General features: G+C 63.9%; 15 protein-coding genes. 8 read left to right on the top strand and 7 right to left on the bottom strand.

Annotated elements, in window-relative coordinates:
- Positions 1–25 precede the first annotated feature (25 nt).
- Entirely contained in the window at positions 26–784 is a 759-nt protein-coding gene (locus ABRP95_RS05965; protein WP_349839100.1) for a hypothetical protein, read from the top strand.
- Positions 785–809: 25 nt separating this feature from the next.
- Here the strand turns inward: ABRP95_RS05965 and ABRP95_RS05960 are convergent, their stop codons facing one another.
- On the bottom strand, positions 810–1,181 hold the full coding sequence (locus ABRP95_RS05960) for a DUF5319 domain-containing protein (RefSeq protein WP_284770153.1): 372 nt from the start codon (positions 1,179–1,181) through the stop codon (positions 810–812).
- 120 nt (positions 1,182–1,301) lie between these two features.
- Between ABRP95_RS05960 and guaB the strand changes: the two genes are divergently transcribed.
- The 3 genes from guaB (at position 1,302) to guaA (ending at position 5,809) form a co-directional block, all read left to right on the top strand.
- Positions 1,302–2,822 (top strand): IMP dehydrogenase, encoded by a 1,521-nt coding sequence (gene guaB, locus ABRP95_RS05955; protein ID WP_284770152.1) that lies wholly within the window; start codon positions 1,302–1,304, stop codon positions 2,820–2,822.
- A gap of 7 nt (positions 2,823–2,829) precedes the next feature.
- The gene (locus ABRP95_RS05950) at positions 2,830–3,981 is read left to right on the top strand and encodes a GuaB3 family IMP dehydrogenase-related protein (protein ID WP_349839099.1); all 1,152 of its coding nucleotides are present in this window, start codon (positions 2,830–2,832) and stop codon (positions 3,979–3,981) included.
- Positions 3,982–4,234: 253 nt separating this feature from the next.
- A complete protein-coding gene (guaA, locus tag ABRP95_RS05945; protein WP_349839098.1) occupies positions 4,235–5,809 on the top strand; it encodes a glutamine-hydrolyzing GMP synthase in 1,575 nt (524 codons plus the stop codon).
- A gap of 63 nt (positions 5,810–5,872) precedes the next feature.
- On the opposite strand, the gene ABRP95_RS05940 is transcribed toward guaA, so the two are convergent.
- Complete coding sequence (locus ABRP95_RS05940; protein ID WP_349839097.1) at positions 5,873–6,967, bottom strand: HNH endonuclease signature motif containing protein; 1,095 nt, start codon at positions 6,965–6,967, stop codon at positions 5,873–5,875.
- Between the two features lie 137 nt (positions 6,968–7,104).
- On the bottom strand, positions 7,105–7,524 hold the full coding sequence (locus tag ABRP95_RS05935; RefSeq protein ID WP_005281427.1) for a hypothetical protein: 420 nt from the start codon (positions 7,522–7,524) through the stop codon (positions 7,105–7,107).
- A 64-nt stretch (positions 7,525–7,588) separates the two neighbouring features.
- Here ABRP95_RS05935 and imuA' point away from each other — a divergent pair, with 64 nt between their 5' ends.
- Entirely contained in the window at positions 7,589–8,251 is a 663-nt protein-coding gene (imuA', locus tag ABRP95_RS05930) for a DnaE2-dependent mutagenesis accessory factor ImuA' (protein WP_349838163.1), read from the top strand.
- Positions 8,248–9,780, top strand: a complete 1,533-nt coding sequence (locus ABRP95_RS05925) for a DNA polymerase Y family protein (RefSeq protein ID WP_284796229.1) — start codon at positions 8,248–8,250, stop codon at positions 9,778–9,780. Before imuA' ends, ABRP95_RS05925 begins: the two co-directional genes overlap by 4 nt.
- On the opposite strand, the gene ABRP95_RS05920 is transcribed toward ABRP95_RS05925, so the two are convergent.
- On the bottom strand, positions 9,777–10,334 hold the full coding sequence (locus ABRP95_RS05920; RefSeq protein WP_284770146.1) for an AMIN-like domain-containing (lipo)protein: 558 nt from the start codon (positions 10,332–10,334) through the stop codon (positions 9,777–9,779). The two genes, ABRP95_RS05925 and ABRP95_RS05920, sit on opposite strands and share 4 nt — an antisense overlap.
- Before the next feature lie 110 nt (positions 10,335–10,444).
- Here ABRP95_RS05920 and ABRP95_RS05915 point away from each other — a divergent pair, with 110 nt between their 5' ends.
- Positions 10,445–11,317 (top strand): ferredoxin family protein, encoded by an 873-nt coding sequence (locus ABRP95_RS05915; RefSeq protein ID WP_284770145.1) that lies wholly within the window; start codon positions 10,445–10,447, stop codon positions 11,315–11,317.
- Here ABRP95_RS05915 and ABRP95_RS05910 read toward each other — a convergent pair.
- From ABRP95_RS05910 to ABRP95_RS05900, 3 genes are all read right to left on the bottom strand, one after another.
- Positions 11,304–11,984, bottom strand: a complete 681-nt coding sequence (locus tag ABRP95_RS05910) for a methionine ABC transporter permease (protein ID WP_005277229.1) — start codon at positions 11,982–11,984, stop codon at positions 11,304–11,306. The two genes, ABRP95_RS05915 and ABRP95_RS05910, sit on opposite strands and share 14 nt — an antisense overlap.
- Entirely contained in the window at positions 11,981–13,018 is a 1,038-nt protein-coding gene (locus ABRP95_RS05905; protein ID WP_284770144.1) for a methionine ABC transporter ATP-binding protein, read from the bottom strand. Before ABRP95_RS05905 ends, ABRP95_RS05910 begins: the two co-directional genes overlap by 4 nt.
- A gap of 72 nt (positions 13,019–13,090) precedes the next feature.
- Entirely contained in the window at positions 13,091–13,954 is an 864-nt protein-coding gene (locus ABRP95_RS05900; RefSeq protein ID WP_023016795.1) for a MetQ/NlpA family ABC transporter substrate-binding protein, read from the bottom strand.
- A 136-nt stretch (positions 13,955–14,090) separates the two neighbouring features.
- Between ABRP95_RS05900 and ABRP95_RS05895 the strand changes: the two genes are divergently transcribed.
- A complete protein-coding gene (locus tag ABRP95_RS05895) occupies positions 14,091–17,210 on the top strand; it encodes an error-prone DNA polymerase (protein ID WP_349839096.1) in 3,120 nt (1,039 codons plus the stop codon).
- Positions 17,211–17,301: the final 91 nt, after the last annotated feature.

Here is a 17,301-nt window from a genome sequence, read left to right as displayed (position 1 = left end):
AAAGGAAGGAGGGACAGAAACCATCATGGCCTCCAAACACTCCAAAAAGAATAACGATGACCTGACGGAGCAGCTCCAGCCCTTGGTAGATGATGATGCATTCCTCACCGAGCTGTCGCAGGGCAAAGACCCCTCCAACGGCAGCGATGAGCTCGCTGGGTTGTTGCTAGGGCTGAAGGGGGACATCGATAAGCAGATGCCGCCAGCCCCGCGCGTGGACGGGGCAGAGGAAGAACCAGAAGTCATTAGTCTCGATAAGGCGCGGTCTCGTCGGCGCAATCGCCCCGTGATGCACGGACTTATCGGCGCGGCCGCCGCCACCGTCATCCTCGCCGGTGCGGGCGGGGTCATGGTTAATTCTGGCGTGTTTGATGGGCCGGATGAGACCCGCAACGTGGAGCTGGCCGGCACCTTAGATGAGATGGAATCCCGCGCGGCAGAGGGAGATTTCGAAGGCGCGCGCGAGCTTATGAAGGAAGCCCGCTCCAAGCTTGAAGAGGCTGAGGGCAAAGAAGAAAATGCCATCGCTGCCAAAGAGGAAGCCGAAAAGAAGCGTCCTGCCCGTCCGAAGACGAAAACCGTGACGGAAACTGCTACTGAGACCGCGCCGGGCCAAAAGCCGCAGGATAACCCCGAGCCAGCACCAAAAACCGTAACGGAAACGCAGTACGAGACCTCAACCGTGGTGGTAACGGAGCAGGCGCCGGCGAATCCGCAGCCGGAGACGCGCGAGCCCGAAGAAGCACCCACCACAACCATTCAGTTGGGGGCGGGCGCCGAGTAATAACGAGGGCGGTGACTTACACGCCCTAGCGGTTTTCTAGGCCGTCGACGTAGCCCAGCGCGTAGTCCCACGGCACGTAGCGGCGCGGGTCGGGCTCTGCCCCCGGTTCGTGCACTGGGGCGAGCTCGCCCGCCAGCGTGGCGCGCATATTGGCGGCCATAATGTCCCACTCGTAGAAGTGGTTTTCCTGGCAGTCTTCACACAAGAAGAAGATGCCATCGATCCCGCGTGGGCCGAGCACACTTGCGAATTTCTCTACCCGAGCGAGATCGTGGATGAGGGCGAGGCGGTCTTCATCGGAAAGCGGCATGACCTGCTCGTCCTCCTCCAGGAAGGACGCAGGGTCATTCGGATCGTCTGCAAAAGGATCGCGGGGCATATTGGCGAAGAAGTTCACGCCTGCGAGCCTATTGAACTTGCCCGCTTAAGGCAATTAACCCCTAGCCTGAATGGTGTCCTTGGCCGGGCACGCACTACAGTTGGGGTAGCCGCTGAACCTGTTTAAGGAGATACCTCGATGAGCGATTACCCTATTCACACTGGTGGAGATGACCCGAACAAGGTAGCCCTGCGCGGCTTGACCTTTGATGACGTGCTTCTTTTGCCCGCCGAGTCCAATATCGTGCCCTCCGAGGTCGATACCGGCGCGCAATTTACCCGCAATATTCGCCTGGGCGTCCCGCTGGCATCCGCAGCGATGGATACCGTGACCGAGGCCCGCATGGCCATCGCCATGGCGCGCCAGGGCGGCATCGGCGTGCTGCACCGCAACCTTTCTGCGGAAGCGCAGGCCGAGCAGGTAGAAATCGTCAAACGCTCCGAGTCCGGCATGGTCACGGACCCGGTCACCGCCCGCCCCGAGATGACTATTGGCGAGGTCGACGCCCTGTGCGCCCGCTTCCGCATTTCCGGCCTGCCGGTCGTGGATGAGGACGGCACCTTGCTGGGCATTTGCACCAACCGCGATATGCGTTTTGAGCCGGACTTTGACCGCAAAGTCAGCGATGTCATGACCGCGATGCCGCTCGTCGTCGCGCGCGAGGGCGTGTCCAAGGACGAGGCCCTAGAGCTGCTGTCGGCCAATAAGGTAGAAAAGCTGCCGATTGTTGATGCAAATAACAAGCTCATTGGCCTTATCACCGTCAAGGACTTTGTCAAATCCGAGCAGTACCCCAACGCCTCCAAGGATGCTTCCGGCCGTCTGTTGGTTGCCGCGGGCATTGGTACCGGCGAGGAGTCCTATCAGCGCGCCGCCGCGCTTGTCGATGCCGGCGTTGACGCCCTCGTCGTCGACTCCGCCCACGCACACAATAACCGCGTGCTCGAAATGGTCTCCCGCGTGAAGAAGGACTTTGGCGACAAGGTCGATGTCATTGGCGGCAACCTCGCCACCCGCGAGGCCGCCCAGGCGATGATCGACGCCGGCGCGGACGCCATCAAGGTCGGCATCGGCCCGGGCTCCATCTGCACCACCCGCGTCGTCGCCGGCGTCGGCGCGCCGCAGATCACCGCGCTGATGGAGGCCGCAGCCGTCGCCGCCCCCGCGGGCGTGCCGGTCATCGGCGATGGCGGCATGCAGTACTCCGGTGACATCGCCAAGGCGCTGGCCGCCGGTGCCGATACCGTCATGCTGGGCTCCATGTTCGCCGGCACCACTGAGGCGCCCGGTGACATCGTGGTGTACCAGGGCAAGCAGTACAAGCGCTACCGCGGCATGGGTTCCATGGGCGCCATGCAGGGTCGCGGGCTTTCCGGCGAAAAGCGTTCCTACTCCAAGGACCGCTACTTCCAGGCCGACGTACGCAGCGAGGACAAGCTGGTGCCAGAAGGCGTGGAGGGTCGCGTGCCCTTCCGCGGTGAGATCGATGCCATCGTGCACCAAATCATCGGCGGCCTGCGCGCGGCCATGGGCTATACCGGCTCGGCCACCTTAGATGAGCTCAAGACCAAGCGATTTGTCCAGATCACCGCCGCGGGCCTGAAGGAATCCCACCCGCACCACCTGCAGCAAATCGCCGAAGCCCCGAACTACCGCTAGGACAAACATGCGTGAATACGCCGAAATCGGCATCGGCCGCGAGGCCCGCCGCACCTTTGATTTAGACCAGGTCTCCATCGTCCCCCAGCGCCGCACGCGCTCGTCCAAGGACGTGGATACCACCTGGAATATCGATGCCTATACTTTCGATACCCCCTTCGTTTCGCACCCCACCGATGCGCTCGCCACGCCCGAGTTCATCATCGAGATGGGCAGGCAGGGCGGGCTCGGCGTCATCAACGCCGAAGGCCTGTGGGGCCGCCACGAGGACCTCGAGGGTGCGTTGGCGCGCATCTATTCCCAGCCGGGCGATAACTCCACCATTCAGGAGTTGCACGCCGCCCCGCTTGACGATGCCCTCCTTGCCTCCCGCATTGCCCAAGTGCGCGAGTCCGGTGTGACCGTCGCCGTGCGCGTTTCGCCCCAAAACGCCCGCGAGATGGCGCCGAAGGCCATTGCCGCCGGAGCCGAGCTACTGTTCATCCAGGGCACTTTGCTGTCAGCAGAGCACGTCGCCACCGGCGGCGAGCCGCTGAACCTGAAGGAATTCATCGGCTCGCTCGAAGTACCCGTCATTGCCGGTGGCGTGGCCGACTACACCACGGCGCTGCACCTGATGCGCACCGGTGCGGCCGGCGTCATCGTGGGCGCGGGCGTGACGACTAATGCGGAAACCGTCGGCATCGATACCGCCATGGCCACCGCCATTGCCGATGCCGCCGCCGCCCGCCGCGACTACCTTGACGAGACCGAGGGCCGCTACGTGCACATCATTGCGGATGCGGAATTCGATAATTCCGGGACCATCGCCAAGGCCTTCGCCTGCGGCGCCGATAGTGTTGCGCTCGGCCCCCTTCTTGCCCAGGCCCGTGAGGCAGGCGGTAGGGGATGGTACTGGCCGGCTACCGCAGGCCACCCGCGGTTCCCGCGCGGATACGCGCAGTTCGCCGGGGTCGATACCGACCTCGATGTGGATTTCCTCACCGCAGGTAATACCGCGCCCGTGGCTGCGCCGAGCCTGGAAACCGTGCTGCACGGCCCATCCAGCGAACCATTCGGCCGCACCAACCTTGTGGGTGCGCTGCGGCGTGCCCTCGCAAAGTGCGGGTACACCGACCTGAAGTCCTTCCAGAAGGTCGAGCTCGCGGTTCGCTACTAAGTAGCGTGCGGCGCGCCTCGCACCGTGCAAGCCCGCGCCGCTCGCCCCGAATCCCGCCGCGCGCCGAATCGCTGCGCCCGGCGCCGCCGCGCTCACGGCTTCCTGGCGCACCCTGTGTTACTTGTGTCCAGGGTCCCTTGCGCACCCCGATTCGCTTGCGCGCCCCGCGCCACCACGGTGCGAAAGCCGCCGCAATGCGCTACATGGGCAAGCGCTTCCTAGGCCGCGGGGCCTATGGGCTAGACTATGGGGCGTGACTAAGCCAAATACTACCCCGCGCCCAGTCCTCGTCGTGGACTTTGGCGCTCAGTACGCGCAGCTCATTGCCCGCCGCGTGCGCGAGGCCAAAATCTACTCCGAGGTTGTTTCCAACTCCGCCTCTATCGAGGAAATCAAAGCTAAAGACCCCGCCGCGCTTATTTTGTCCGGCGGCCCGTCGTCCGTCTATGCCGATGGTGCCCCAGCGCTCAAGCCTGAGCTGCTGGAGCTTGGCGTTCCGGTCTTCGGCATTTGCTACGGATTCCAGGCCATGAACCACATCCTCGGCGGTACCGTATCGTCTACCGGTGAGCGTGAATACGGCCGCACCGATATCGACGTCAAGGGTGGCATCCTGCACGAGGGCCTCGAGCCCACGCACAAGGTGTGGATGTCCCACGGCGATGCCGTCTCCGCCGCCCCCGAGGGTTTCGACGTAACCGCTACCTCCGCCGGCGCCCCCGTCGCCGCGATGGAGTGCCCGGCCAAGCAGATGGCCGGCGTGCAGTACCACCCAGAGGTGTTGCACTCGCCCCACGGCCAAGAAGTGCTCACCCGCTTCCTCACGGAGATCGCCGGTCTGGAGCAAAACTGGACCGCCGATAATATCGCCGAGCAGCTCATCGCGGATATCCGCACCCAAGTAGGCGAGGAAGGCCGCGCTATTTGCGGCCTGTCTGGTGGCGTGGACTCTGCGGTCGCTGCAGCTTTGGTGCAGCGCGCCATTGGCGATCGCCTGACCTGTGTATTCGTCGATCATGGCCTGCTGCGCGCGGGTGAGCGCGAGCAGGTTGAAACGGATTTCGTGGCCTCGACCGGCGCCAAGCTGGTTACCGCCGACGAGCGTTCGGCCTTCCTGCAGAAGCTCGCTGGCGTGAGCGACCCCGAGGAAAAGCGCAAGGCTATCGGCGCGGAGTTCATTCGCTCCTTTGAGCGCGCCGTGGCCGGTGTGCTTGACGATGCCCCCGTCGGCTCCACCGTCGATTACCTCGTCCAGGGCACCTTGTACCCGGATGTCGTTGAATCCGGCGGCGGCGATGGCACCGCCAATATTAAGTCGCATCACAACGTTGGCGGCCTCCCGGATGACGTCGAGTTCGAGCTCGTCGAGCCGCTGCGCTTGCTCTTTAAGGACGAGGTGCGCGCGGTGGGTCGCGAGTTGGGCCTGCCGGAAGAGATCGTCGGCCGTCAACCCTTCCCGGGCCCGGGCCTAGGCATCCGCATCATCGGCGAGGTTACCGAGGAGCGCCTCGAGACTCTGCGCCAGGCGGATCTTATTGCCCGCACCGAGCTGACCAATGCCGGCTTGGATGAGCAGATTTGGCAGTGCCCGGTCGTGCTGCTTGCCGATGTCCGCTCCGTCGGCGTCCAAGGCGATGGCCGCACCTACGGCCACCCCATCGTGCTGCGCCCAGTATCTTCCGAGGACGCCATGACCGCGGACTGGACCCGCTTGCCGTATGACGTGCTAGAGAAGATCTCCACCCGTATCACCAACGAGGTCAAGGACGTCAACCGCGTGGTCTTGGATTGCACCTCCAAGCCACCGGGAACCATCGAGTGGGAGTAAAACCCACAAAACGGCATGCGTAGAAGGCGCTCAGTACTTGAGCGCCTTTTCGCATACCTGCGGCTAGTTGCGGGGTGTTACGGGTGGCCGCCAGACGATGCGACCGCCCACTCTTTCTAGCCGCCCGCGCCGGGGCGGGGCATTGGGGTCGTCGTCGTTGATGCCGTTATGGTAAGCACAGCACACGACGAGGTTTTTCATATTGGTCTCCCCGCCGCGACTCCAGGCCGTCAGGTGGTGGACCTGGGATAGATCTGCCGGTTGGTTGCACCCGGGCCAGGCGCAGCGTGGATTTTCCGCGGCCGCCATCATTCTTTGTTTATCGGTGGCCACGCGCGCCGTGCGGTAGAGGTTGACCGGCCCTTCTACCGGATGCACGAGGGTGACATAACCCGTTTCGCCGTCCCCGCTGCCGCTGCCGTTGGCGTCGCCGTCGCCATTGCCGTTGGGGCTGGGGCCGGGGGCGGAATAGCCGGCATCGTTAAGCACGCGGCGCAAGTACTCGGTACCGGACATGGTCGCACCGTTGGTGAGATCGAGCTGCACGTCATCGCCGTGGCCATCGCGGATGCGAATGAATTTCTCCAGCGGCACGACGGCGTTGGTTACCACCGTGGAGCGCGCGGCGCTGCCGGCGCCGAAGAAGATATCTTCCACCGCCTGCAGCGGCTTTTTATCAGTGGCCGTAATCGCGCCCTGCAGATCCGCGATGAAGCGAGAGGTCCCCGTAATGGCAAGCGTCCAGTAGTCATTGGGCCGCCGGTACGTGCGCACGCCGGGGCTGACCGTGGACTTTTTCATCTCGCGCACCCGGCGCCGAGCGTGTTTGATGATAACGCTCATCTCCGCAGACATCGCACAGCATTCCGCACGCAGCTCCCACGCCTGTTTCTTGCTGGGCGCGCGATTAACTACGCGCTCGATGCCGGCCAGGAGGGAAATGGGGTGGGCGTTGGTGCGGGCATCGGCAATGGCGCGGCGCTGCATCCGGCTAAAGGCGGTGCGGCCGTAGTAGCTTTCGCATAAAAGGAGCAGGTCGGCGGCGATGGCATCGGGCGCGCCGCGCTCCATGAGCTCAGACCCAGAGAGCCCGCGGCACGCGGCGATGATGTCCATGCCGGGCGCGAGGGCGGTCAGGTAGGTCTCGAGTGCGTTCATGCCGCCTACGCTAGGGCGGTGTTAGCCCGCGCTCAATCGGTAGGGCAACCGCAAGGGCACAAACTGTGGATAACCCGGATCCGCAGCGCGAAAACCCGGGGAAATTCTGTGGATAAGTCCCCGCAGTGTCGCATGGATTAGACAAAGGCCAGCCGGCGCGTGCCATCCACGTGGGGGAAGGCGATAAAACTGATGCATGAGACCGCAACCCACACCAGCGCCGAGCCCCACGCGGGCAGGCCCAGGATGGGCGCGAGCATGATGAGAAGCCATAGAATCATCAGCGGTACTAGCTGCGCGATGGTGGGGATGAGATCGGCATCGTGCCGGTCAGCATAGGAGCGCATCTCGCGGCGGTAGGGGTGGGCAAAGACCAAGACGAATGCCGCCACGAGGCAGACCGCGGCCCCAGATAGGGTGGCGAAGAAATGGGTGCGGGTGGTCAGTAGCGCGACGGTGGCGCCGATCAGGATGGAGGATCCGAGGCGCACCCACGGCGGGGTGGGGATGGGGGTTGGATTCTCGCGCATAGCACCGTAGGCCTCGTTCAGGTTCATGCGCTTAAGACTACCATTCGAACATACAGTTGCATGTGTCCGGTTGAGGGTTCATACTGTGTGGGTGAGTCAAACGAACGTTCGCCTAGAAAAAGCGGTGGCAGGGCTGGATAGGTCCGACCGCGTTGCGGTGCTGCGCGCCCGCATGCAGGCGATGGAGCAGGAAGACGAAGACGAGCTGGTAGATACCGTTCCCCAGCTGGCGCGGCTACTTCCCGCAGGTGGGCTCGCCCGGCGGAAGGTGGTCTCGTGCGCGGAGTGTCCCGCGCTCGTGGTGGAGCTTATCTGCCATCTTACGGCCCACGGGGGTCATGTGGGGCTAGTGGGGTGGCCGGATCTTTCTCTCGCACAAGTTGCCGAAATGGGGCAGCTCAACAACGTGGTCACCGTCCCCGATCCGGGCCTGGAGGCATGGGCGGTAACCAGCGTGCTGGCAGAGGGCATGGACCTTATCATCCACCACGGCCCGCCCGGCGAGCTGAGCCTGGCCAAGGCGCGGCCGGTGTGGGCGAAGATCCGCGGCGGGCAGGCCGCGGTGCTGACCGTGGGTGCGCGGCTGCCGGGCACCGCGGTGCGCATTGGGGCGGAGGTGAGTACGTATCGGGGCATCGGCAAGGGCAGCGGGCGCATCCGCGGCGTGGATATTGATCTTGCGGTGGACTCGAAAAAGGGCACCGCACGCGGGAGCCTTACCATGGGCGAGCCCCGCAGGTTGGCGGCCGTATGAGGGCGGCTGCGGTGTGGTTTCCGGATTGGCCCATCCAGGCGGTTGGGCAGGCAGGGCCGGTGTTGATCGCGCGCAATCACGCGGTGTTGGTCTGCGATAGTGCGGCGCGCCGGGCGGGCATTCGGCGCGGGATGCGCCTGCGCCAGGCCCAAGCGATTTGTCCTGAGGTAAAGGTGGTGGAGGCGAACCCGGATAGGGATGGAGCGGCCTTCGCGGAGATTGCGGCGGGCCTGGATGCCGTGGCCTCGTCCGTGGAGGTGCTGCGGCCCGGCCTGGCCATCGTGGATGCGGGCGCGGCGCTGCGCTATCACGGGCCAGAAGCACTGGAGATGCTTGCCGATGCCACCGCGCACGCCGGTTTTGATTCCACCCTCGGCGTGGCAGACGAGATTGCCACGGCCATCATCGCGGCCCGGCACCACGGGGTAGGCGCGGTGTTGCCGGAGGGCGAGTCGCGGGATTTCTTGGCCGCCCAGCCCGTGAGCGTTTTAGCCGCGGAGGCCGCGCTGGGGTTTTCTGCGGAATTTGTGGTCCAGCTGCAGAAATTGGGTGTGCGCCGGCTAGGTGATGTGGCGGAGCTGCCGTTTAAGCAGGTGGTTACCCGGTTTGGGCAGCAGGGAAAACGCGCGCACGAGGTAGCACACGCGCGGGCGGACCGGCGAGTATCCCCGGAAATGGCGCGGCCTGACCTGTCCGTTAGCAGCGAGCAATCCATCGAACGCGTGGATGCGGCGGCGTTCGTGGCCCGGCAACTGGCCGCGCAGCTGCACGTGCGGTTGGCGGAGGCGGAAGTGGTGTGCGTGCGCCTGCGCGTGGTGGCGGAGTTGGCTACTGGCGAAACCGTGGCTCGGGTATGGCGCACTCATGAGGCGCTCACGGAGCAGGCGACCGCGGACCGGGTGCGCTGGCAGCTGGATGGGTGGCTTACGGCGGCGCGGTCGAGCGGCAAGGACGGTGCCGCGATCGTGCGGCTGGTGCTTGAGCCGGTGGAGGTGGCTAGGCCGCAGGCCGATGGCCTCTGGGGCGGGGATGCCTCACAGGAACAGGTCAAGCGGGTGATTTCGCGCGTGCAATCGCAGCTGGGCATAGACCGCGTCTTGCAGCCGCGGGCCGCCGGTGGCCGTGGGGTGGCCGAGCGCATCGAGTACGTGCCCTATGGGGAGCAGCGCGATGCCACGCCGCAGGGCAGCTGGCCAGGCAGGATCCCCGCGCCGCTTCCCGCCCGCCTAGGCGGCGGGCCGAACCACCCGGCCGCGCGCATTCGGCTTATCGATGCCGCCGCGCGGGACGTCATCGTCACCGCCGAGGCCCTCCTATCCTCTGTGCCCGTGGCACTCGGGTGGGGCGCGCACCGCTACCGCGTTATCGGCTGGGCTGGGCCGTGGCCGGTGGATACGCAGTGGTGGACCGAACAGCCGCAGCACGCGGCGCGGCTACAAATTGTGGGCCAGGCTGAACGGGAGCAACGCCAGCGCGCCTGGCTCTTGGTGTGGTCAGAGGGGCGCTGGCGCGTGGAAGCGACGTATTAGGAGCGAATATCTACCACGAGGCGCGTGGGATTTTCTAGCACCTGCACGGAATAAGGCTTGCGCTGGTTCATACCGATGACAAACTGGCTGCGGCCCTCATAGGTGCGGCCGTTGACCACTTGGGTAATAACGCCGCCGGCGGGGGCATCGACGATGCCGATGCGCGGCTCGTCAATGCCGGCCTCAAACGGATAGACCACGCCATCGATATTGACATTGAGCGCGGTATCACCGGCATAGTTAATGGGTTGGCCGGAGCCTTGCTGCTTGGGGTTATCGGCGTAATCCACGAACCAGCCTGGGGAACCCTCGCCCTCGAGCTCGAAGACGGCGCGCTCGAAACCATCGTGCTGGCCCACGCGTACCTTGGTCACCACGAGCTCCGAAGGGGCTTCTGGGCGCAGCGTTTTCATGCTCATATCCGCCTCACCCAGCGGGTTGATGTGCGAGTTTCCCACAGAGGCCGCCATGGTGGTGTCATCCGCTGATTCGGTGCTGCAGCCGGTGAGGAGGGCTGCGGCGGCAAGCAGGAGTGAGAGGCGGGCTTTATACATGACCACTAGAGTATAATTTCCATTAATTACTGCCTAGCGTTGGGGGCAGATCTTGACCGAATTGTTGCCAAATATGTGAGCTGAGTTGCAGACGGGTTAGGCTAGGGTACATGACCGATTTCTGTTCAGATTACCAGGTGGAACCGTTGCCCGGCACAGCGAAAAAAGAGTCCGTGTTTGTCCTCTTTGAGTGGCCCGGCGGCTGGTCGCGCGACGTGCTTGATGGCGATACTTTTGGCCCAGAACTCACGGCCCAACTGAAGAAAAAACTCAAGGGCCAGGCCGGGCTGCAATTGATTCGCCGCCCCGGCCGCGATGGCCGCCAAATCGGCACCATGCACCGGTGTTACCTGGTGTGGGCTGAGCAGGGCGTGATGGAATTGGTCCTTTTGACCGGCCCGGAAAAGATTCTGGATCTGGATCTCTCCGCGCCGGGCCGCAATGGGGGAGGAACCCTCGATACGCCCCTGGTTTTGGTGTGCACCCATGCTAAGCGCGATAAGTGCTGCGCCGTGAAGGGGCGCCCGCTCGCCGCGGAGCTGGTGGAGGATTACCCGGATATGGTGTGGGAGACCTCGCACACGAAGGGGCACCGCTTCGCGCCCTCGGTCATGCTCATGCCGTGGGCCTATTCCTTTGGCCGGATGAATAAGGAAGCCGCCGCGCAGATGATTGCGGCGGCGGCGGAAGGGAAATATTTCTACCCGGTCAATCGCGGGCGCGGCATTTTCGGCCCGCGCGGCCAAGTGGCGGAGTTGGCGGTAGCGCGCGAGCTTATCGATGCCTCTGAGGACCTCTACTACGGCCAGCTCTACGCAGAAGACGAAAAGCAGGGCCCCGTGGTCACGCATGCCGATGGCCGGCGGTGGAGCGTGACGCTCGAGCAGCGCGCCGTGGAAGGAGTGGTTTCTTCCTGCGGCGACGCACCCAAGACCGGCAAGGCGCTTGTGGCCACGGATGTGGAGCTTATTAGCGGCGCATAACCTTGGAGGATAGCCAGTTGCCAAAGAACTGCGCTGCCTGCACCAGCACGATGATGATAAGCGTGGCCACGACGGTGACTTCCCACTCGAAGGCGCGGTAGCCGTAGACGATGGCGAAGTCACCCAGTCCGCCGCCGCCGACGTAGCCGGCCATGGCGGACATATCCACGATGGCGATAAACAGGAAGGTATAGCCCAGAATCAGCGGGCCGAGGGCCTCCGGGATAATCACGGAGGTAATGATCTTCCACGGTGAAGCACCCATGGCGCGGGCGGCCTCGATAACGCCTGGGTCGATGGCCACGAGGTTTTGTTCCACCACGCGCGCTACGGAGAACGTGGCGGCGATGACCATCACGAAGGTGGCCGGTTCGCGGCCGATGGATCCGCCCATCACGGCGACGGTGAGTGGCTGCGCAAACGCCAGCAAAATAATAAACGGGATGGGGCGAACGAAGTTCACCAGCAGGTTGACCACCAGGTAGACGGCCTTATTTTGCAGGATGCCGCCCGGGCGGGCGGTGTAGAGCAAGATGCCGAGCCCCAGGCCCAAAATGCCGGCGACGACGAGGGTGGTCGAGACCATGATGAGGGTGTCGACGATGGCATCGACAAGCGATCCGCCCAAGCGGTCCCAGTCGGCGGCGGCGAGATAGTTGACGTTCATCGTTCAATCTCCTCAATTTGAGTGGTGGCAGATAGGGCGCGGTAGAACTCTTCGATGGCGGCGTCGTCACCGCTCAAGCGCACGGTGAGCTTGCCAAAGGAGTGCTGTTGCAAGGTGGTAATACCGCCGTGGACGACGGCGATGGATACGCCCGCATCCTTCAGCTTGGCGGCGGCGCCGAAGAAGCCGGATTCCTCGGTCAGGTTGATGGTAAACAGGCGGCCTTCATGAACGAGCAGGTCATCGGTTTCCACCACGTCGGGCTCATTGCGCAGCGAGGTAGCAACGAACTTGGCGGCCACGGCGGTCTGGGGATTGGAAAAGACCTGGTAGACGCTGCCTTGTTCTACGACGCGGCCATTTTCCATCACCGCAACCTTATCCGCGATGGAGCGCACGACCTCCATTTCGTGGGTAATGACCACGATGGTGATGCCGAGCTCCTTATTCACCCGGCGCAGCAGGTCGAGGACCTCCTGCGTGGTGGTGGGGTCGAGGGCGGACGTGGCTTCATCGGCAAGCAGCAGCGAAGGATTCGTGGCCAGGGCGCGCGCGATGCCCACGCGCTGCTTCTGGCCGCCGGAAAGCTGTTCCGGGTAGCTTTTCCCCTTATCTCCCAGGCCAACAAAATCCAGCAGCTCCTGCACACGCTGTTGGCGCTCGCGCTTGCCGATGCCCTGCAACTGCAGCGGGTACTCAATATTGCCCGCCGCAGTGCGGGAGTTCATGAGGTTAAACTGCTGGAAGATCATGCCGATATTGCGGCGGATGCCGCGCAGCTTCTTTTCGGACATGCCGACGATATTCTGGCCATCGAGCAGCAGCTCGCCGGAGGTGGGCGTATCCAGGCCGTTGATCATGCGGACCAAGGTGGATTTGCCGGCGCCGGAGTAGCCGATGATGCCGATGATCTCGCCGGAATCGACGGTCAAGGAGACATCGTCAAGAGCTTTGACCTCGGCCTTTTTCTGTTGGAAGACCTTGGTGATATTGCGGAACTCAATGCGAGTGCCGTTCTGGGTGGAATCTGCCACGGGTTGCGTCCTTAGTGAGGAAGTGCCAAACCCCGCCGGGGTGAAAACCGGCGGGGTAGAAGGCAAGGGTGATTAGTCCAAATCTGCTTCGAGCTTGTCCAGGATTTCCTGGAGTTCTTCTGGGGTGCGCTCGACCTCGACGGAGGTACCTGCGGAGTCCTCGTCGACGCCCTTTTGTACCGCATCGGAGTGCCACAGCTCGGCGAGCTTCTTGATGTCCTCGTTATCGGCGTCTTCCTCGCGAACGGCAAAGACGTTGATATAAGGCTCAGCCTCTTCGGAGTTCGGGTCATCCTGGAAGACGGCGGTGGCCGGGTCGATGCCGGCGCGCTCCAGGAAGGAGTTATTGATAATCGCCGGGGTGCCCTCGCCATGCGCGGATGGGGTCTGGGCTGCATCGACCGGCACGACCTTGACCTTGGACTTCTTCTCATCGATGTCCAGCGGCGTTGGGGTGATAAGCCCGTCCTTCTTCAAGGTGATAAGGCCAGCCTGGACCAGCACGTTGATGGCGCGGCCCTGGTTGGTGGAGTCATTCGGGATGGCAACTTCTTCGCCCTCAATGCCATCGAGGGAGTCGTGGCCCTTCCAGAACAGCGCCAGCGGCACGATTTCGGTGGCGACGATGGGGACCAGGTTGGTGCCATTGCCGTGGTTGTACTCGGCCAGGAACTTCAGGTGCTGGAAGTTATTGGTGTCCAGCTCGCCCTGGTTTAGGGCCTGGTTCGGGGTGTTGTAATCCGAGAAAGACTTGATGTCGATGTCGTAGCCGGCGTCCTTGGCTTCTTGCTCAAAGGCAACCCAGGCCTGCTTTGCATCATCGGTGGTGCCAACGGTGATGGTCTTGTCATCATCTGCGTCGGAGGAGCAGGCCACAAGGCTGGTGGCGGCGACGGTAACGGCGGCGGTAGCGGCCGCTGCGCGACGAATCTGCATGAGGTCCCCTTACATGTAGGAGTTTAAATAAATTGACCGTTTAGCAATCTAGCAATAAGCGAACCGCTTTGTCTATTGAACGCGTCTCATTGTGCCGGGTTGTATAGAACATTAATTCGACATTACCCTGTGAAGGGTGAAATTTAATGGTGGAAAGGCGCTGCCGTGGTCGCGTTTAGAAAGGGTACTATCCGGCAAGGACGCTGCCGCGCCCGTCGCCGTGCATCACCTCGGCGGCGGCGATGAGCCTGTCCAGCGCGGGTATTCCGCCGTGCCCTTTGCGGAGCTGCACGCGGTAAGCTCCTATAGCTTCCTCGACGGCGCCGCCGAGCCGGAAGAGCTGGTCGCCCGCGCCCTAGAGCTTGGCCTCGAGGGGCTGGCCGTCGTGGATCGGGATGGCTTCTACGGCCTGATGAAATTCGCGGAAGCCGCAGCTAAGGCGGGCCTTCCGGCCGTGTATGGCGCGGAGCTTTCCCTCGCGGAGGCCCCAGTGACCGTGCTGGCGCGCACGCCGGAAGGCTATCGCCGCCTCTCTCGCCTTATCGCCCGCGCGCGGATGGATGCCGGTGAGAAAGGAGGCGTTGCCTACCCGCCCCTAGACGCCGTGGCGCGCGAGCTCGAGGGCGAGTGCTTTTTCCTGCTGGGGTGGGAGGCTATACAAAAAATCGATCACGTTCTCGAAAGAATAAAAATAGACAGCATAGTTCTCGAATATGCGTGCACAATGTCTCCCGAAGATGCGGATCACCACAGTTTCCTGGATAAGTACAATAATCTCCGCGCCATTGCAACCGCTCGACCTGCGGCAGCAACGCGCGACCAGGTACGGCTCGCCGCTGCCAAACGCGCCTTAGCGCACCGCCAATCCTTAGAGGAAGCCGCACCGGATGCCCACCCGATGGGCGCAGGCTGGATGCGCTCCGGCGAGCAGATGGCCCAGTTGCTTCCAGGCCGGCCCGAGCTTATCGCCGAAACCGTCCGCCTCGCCCGCGAGTGCTCTTTTACCTGGGGTGCCCTCGCGCCCAACCTCCCGGACTTTGTCGTCCCAGAGGGGCATACCGAGATGAGCTGGCTCGAACATGAGGTGTGGCGGCGCGGTAAAAAGCGCTACGCCTCGCGCCCGCCCGAAATACAGGCTAAGGCGAAAAAGCAGATGCGGCACGAGCTGGGCATCATCAAGCAGCTGGGCTTTCCGGGCTATTTCCTCATCGTCTGCGACCTGGTGGATTTTTGCCGCCAGGAAAATATCCTGTGCCAGGGACGCGGGTCCGCGGCCAATTCCGCAGTCTGCTTCGCGCTGGGCATTACCAACGCCGAGCCCATTTCCGCGCAGCTGCTCTTTGAGCGCTTCCTGTCACCGGAACGCGATGGCCCGCCCGATATCGACATCGACATCGAATCCGGCCGGCGCGAGGAGGTCATCCAGTACGTCTATCGCACCCACGGCCGCGACCGCGCCGCACAGGTTGCCAACGTCATTACCTACCGCCGCAAGGGGGCTACCCGCGACGCCGCCCGCGCGCTGGGCTATCCGCAGGGCTCTGCCGATGCGTGGTCGAAGGGAATAGCCGAGCCGCCTGCCGATGTCGCCTTACTCGCCGAGCAATTCCTCGACCAGCCACGCCACCTCGGCATCCACTCCGGCGGCATGGTCTTATGCGACCGGCCGATCGCGGACGTGGTGCCGATGGAATGGGCCCGCATGGAAGGCCGCTCCGTGCTGCAATGGGATAAGGACGATTGCGCCGCCGCCGGGCTGGTGAAATTCGATCTGCTGGGCCTCGGCATGCTGGAGGCGCTGCACCACATGATCGATGCTGTGTGCGCCACCACCGGCCGCGAGGTGCGCCTGTGGGAGCTCGACCTAGCCGAGCCCGCGGTCTATGACATGCTGTGCCGCGCCGATGCCGTCGGTGTCTTCCAAGTGGAGTCCCGCGCGCAGCTGGCCACGCTGCCCCGGCTAAAACCGCGCTGTTTCTTCGACCTCGTGGTGGAGGTCGCGCTCATCCGCCCCGGCCCCATCCAGGGCGGCTCCGTGCACCCCTACCTGCGCCGGCGCGATGGCCTCGAGCCCGTGACCTATGACCACCCGGTGCTGGAGAAATCGCTGGGTAAAACCCTGGGCATCCCGCTTTTTCAAGAGCAATTGATGCAGATTGCGGTAGATGCCGCCGGTTTTACCGGCGCCGAGGCCGATGACCTGCACCGCGCCATGGGCTCGAAGCGCTCGCCGGCTAAGATGGCCGCGCTGCGCAGCCGCTTTTTCGAGGGCCTGCGCGCCACCAACGGCATCGACGGTGAGGTCGCGGAGAAGCTCTGGGCCAAGATCACCGCCTTTGCCGCCTACGGTTTCCCGGAATCGCACTCGCAGTCCTTCGCCTCGCTGGTGTATTTTTCCGCGTGGTTCAAGCACCACTACCCGGCGGAGTTCTGCGTGGGCTTGCTGCGCGCGCAGCCCATGGGCTTTTATTCGCCGCAGTCGCTCATTCAGGATGCCCGGCGCCACGGCGTGCGCGTGCTGCCGGTGAGCATCAACGATTCCGGCGCGCAGGCTAGGGCGCTGCCCACCGGCGAGATCCGGTTGGGCCTCAACCTCATCAAGGGGCTGGGGGATAAGGCCGCCGAGCGCGTGGAGGCCACAGCGCCTTTTAGCAGCGTCTCCGATCTGTCGCGCCGGGCGGATCTTAGCGTGGAGCAGGTAGAGGCGCTGGCCACGGCGGGGGCGCTGGAGTGCTTGGGGTTGGAGCGCCGCCAAGCGCTTTGGCAGGCTGGCGTCGCCGCCACCGAGCGCGAGGGCATGTTGCCCGGCACCTCCGCGCTCGCCTCGCCGCACCTGCCCGGCATGTCGGCGTTCGAGCTGATGGCTACCGATGTCGCCGCCACCGGCGTCACCCACGATAAGCAGCCTATGGAGTTAGTCAGGGCCGCGCTTGGCGATGTCCTGCCTTCCTCCCATCTTCCCCACGTCCCCGATGGCACCCGCGTGCGCATCGCCGGCATCATTACGCACCGCCAGCGCCCGCGCACCGCCTCCGGCCTGACCTTTTTGGGTGTGGAGGATGAAACCGGACTGATGAACGTGATGGTCTCGCCCGGGCTGTGGTCCCGGCAGAAGGTGCTCGCCCGCACCGCTCGCGCGCTTATCATCCGCGGCATCGTGCAAAACGCCACCGGCGCGGTAAGCGTGGTCGCGGACAAGCTCGAGCCGCTGGACTTTGGTGATTTCCTCTCGCGCGGCTCCCGCGATTTCCGCTAGTTTTCTCCGCAGCGAAGCCCAAAAGCGGTGGCCAGGCCGAGAAAAACATCGCCGGTCGGAACTAGGCGCCGGCGGCGAGTTAGTTAGCCAT

The sequence above is a fragment of the Corynebacterium sp. KPL2895 genome, from assembly GCF_040225815.1.
Lineage (GTDB): Bacteria > Actinomycetota > Actinomycetes > Mycobacteriales > Mycobacteriaceae > Corynebacterium > Corynebacterium rhinophilum.
Note: the sequence above shows the minus strand (reverse complement) of the source record. Positions and strands in the feature narration are given on the sequence as shown.

What these genes read in the sequence shown, in the direction of transcription:
- ABRP95_RS05965 (WP_349839100.1), top strand. Translation starts at nt 26, where the DNA reads ATGGCCTCCAAACACTCCAAAAAGAATAACGATGACCTGACGGAGCAG.
- guaB (WP_284770152.1), top strand. Translation starts at nt 1,302, where the DNA reads ATGAGCGATTACCCTATTCACACTGGTGGAGATGACCCGAACAAGGTA.
- ABRP95_RS05910 (WP_005277229.1), bottom strand. Translation starts at nt 11,984, where the DNA reads ATGAACGTCAACTATCTCGCCGCCGCCGACTGGGACCGCTTGGGCGGA.
- ABRP95_RS05940 (WP_349839097.1), bottom strand. Translation starts at nt 6,967, where the DNA reads ATGAACGCACTCGAGACCTACCTGACCGCCCTCGCGCCCGGCATGGAC.
- ABRP95_RS05935 (WP_005281427.1), bottom strand. Translation starts at nt 7,524, where the DNA reads ATGAACCTGAACGAGGCCTACGGTGCTATGCGCGAGAATCCAACCCCC.
- ABRP95_RS05920 (WP_284770146.1), bottom strand. Translation starts at nt 10,334, where the DNA reads ATGTATAAAGCCCGCCTCTCACTCCTGCTTGCCGCCGCAGCCCTCCTC.
- ABRP95_RS05950 (WP_349839099.1), top strand. Translation starts at nt 2,830, where the DNA reads ATGCGTGAATACGCCGAAATCGGCATCGGCCGCGAGGCCCGCCGCACC.
- ABRP95_RS05915 (WP_284770145.1), top strand. Translation starts at nt 10,445, where the DNA reads ATGACCGATTTCTGTTCAGATTACCAGGTGGAACCGTTGCCCGGCACA.
- ABRP95_RS05900 (WP_023016795.1), bottom strand. Translation starts at nt 13,954, where the DNA reads ATGCAGATTCGTCGCGCAGCGGCCGCTACCGCCGCCGTTACCGTCGCC.
- ABRP95_RS05925 (WP_284796229.1), top strand. Translation starts at nt 8,248, where the DNA reads ATGAGGGCGGCTGCGGTGTGGTTTCCGGATTGGCCCATCCAGGCGGTT.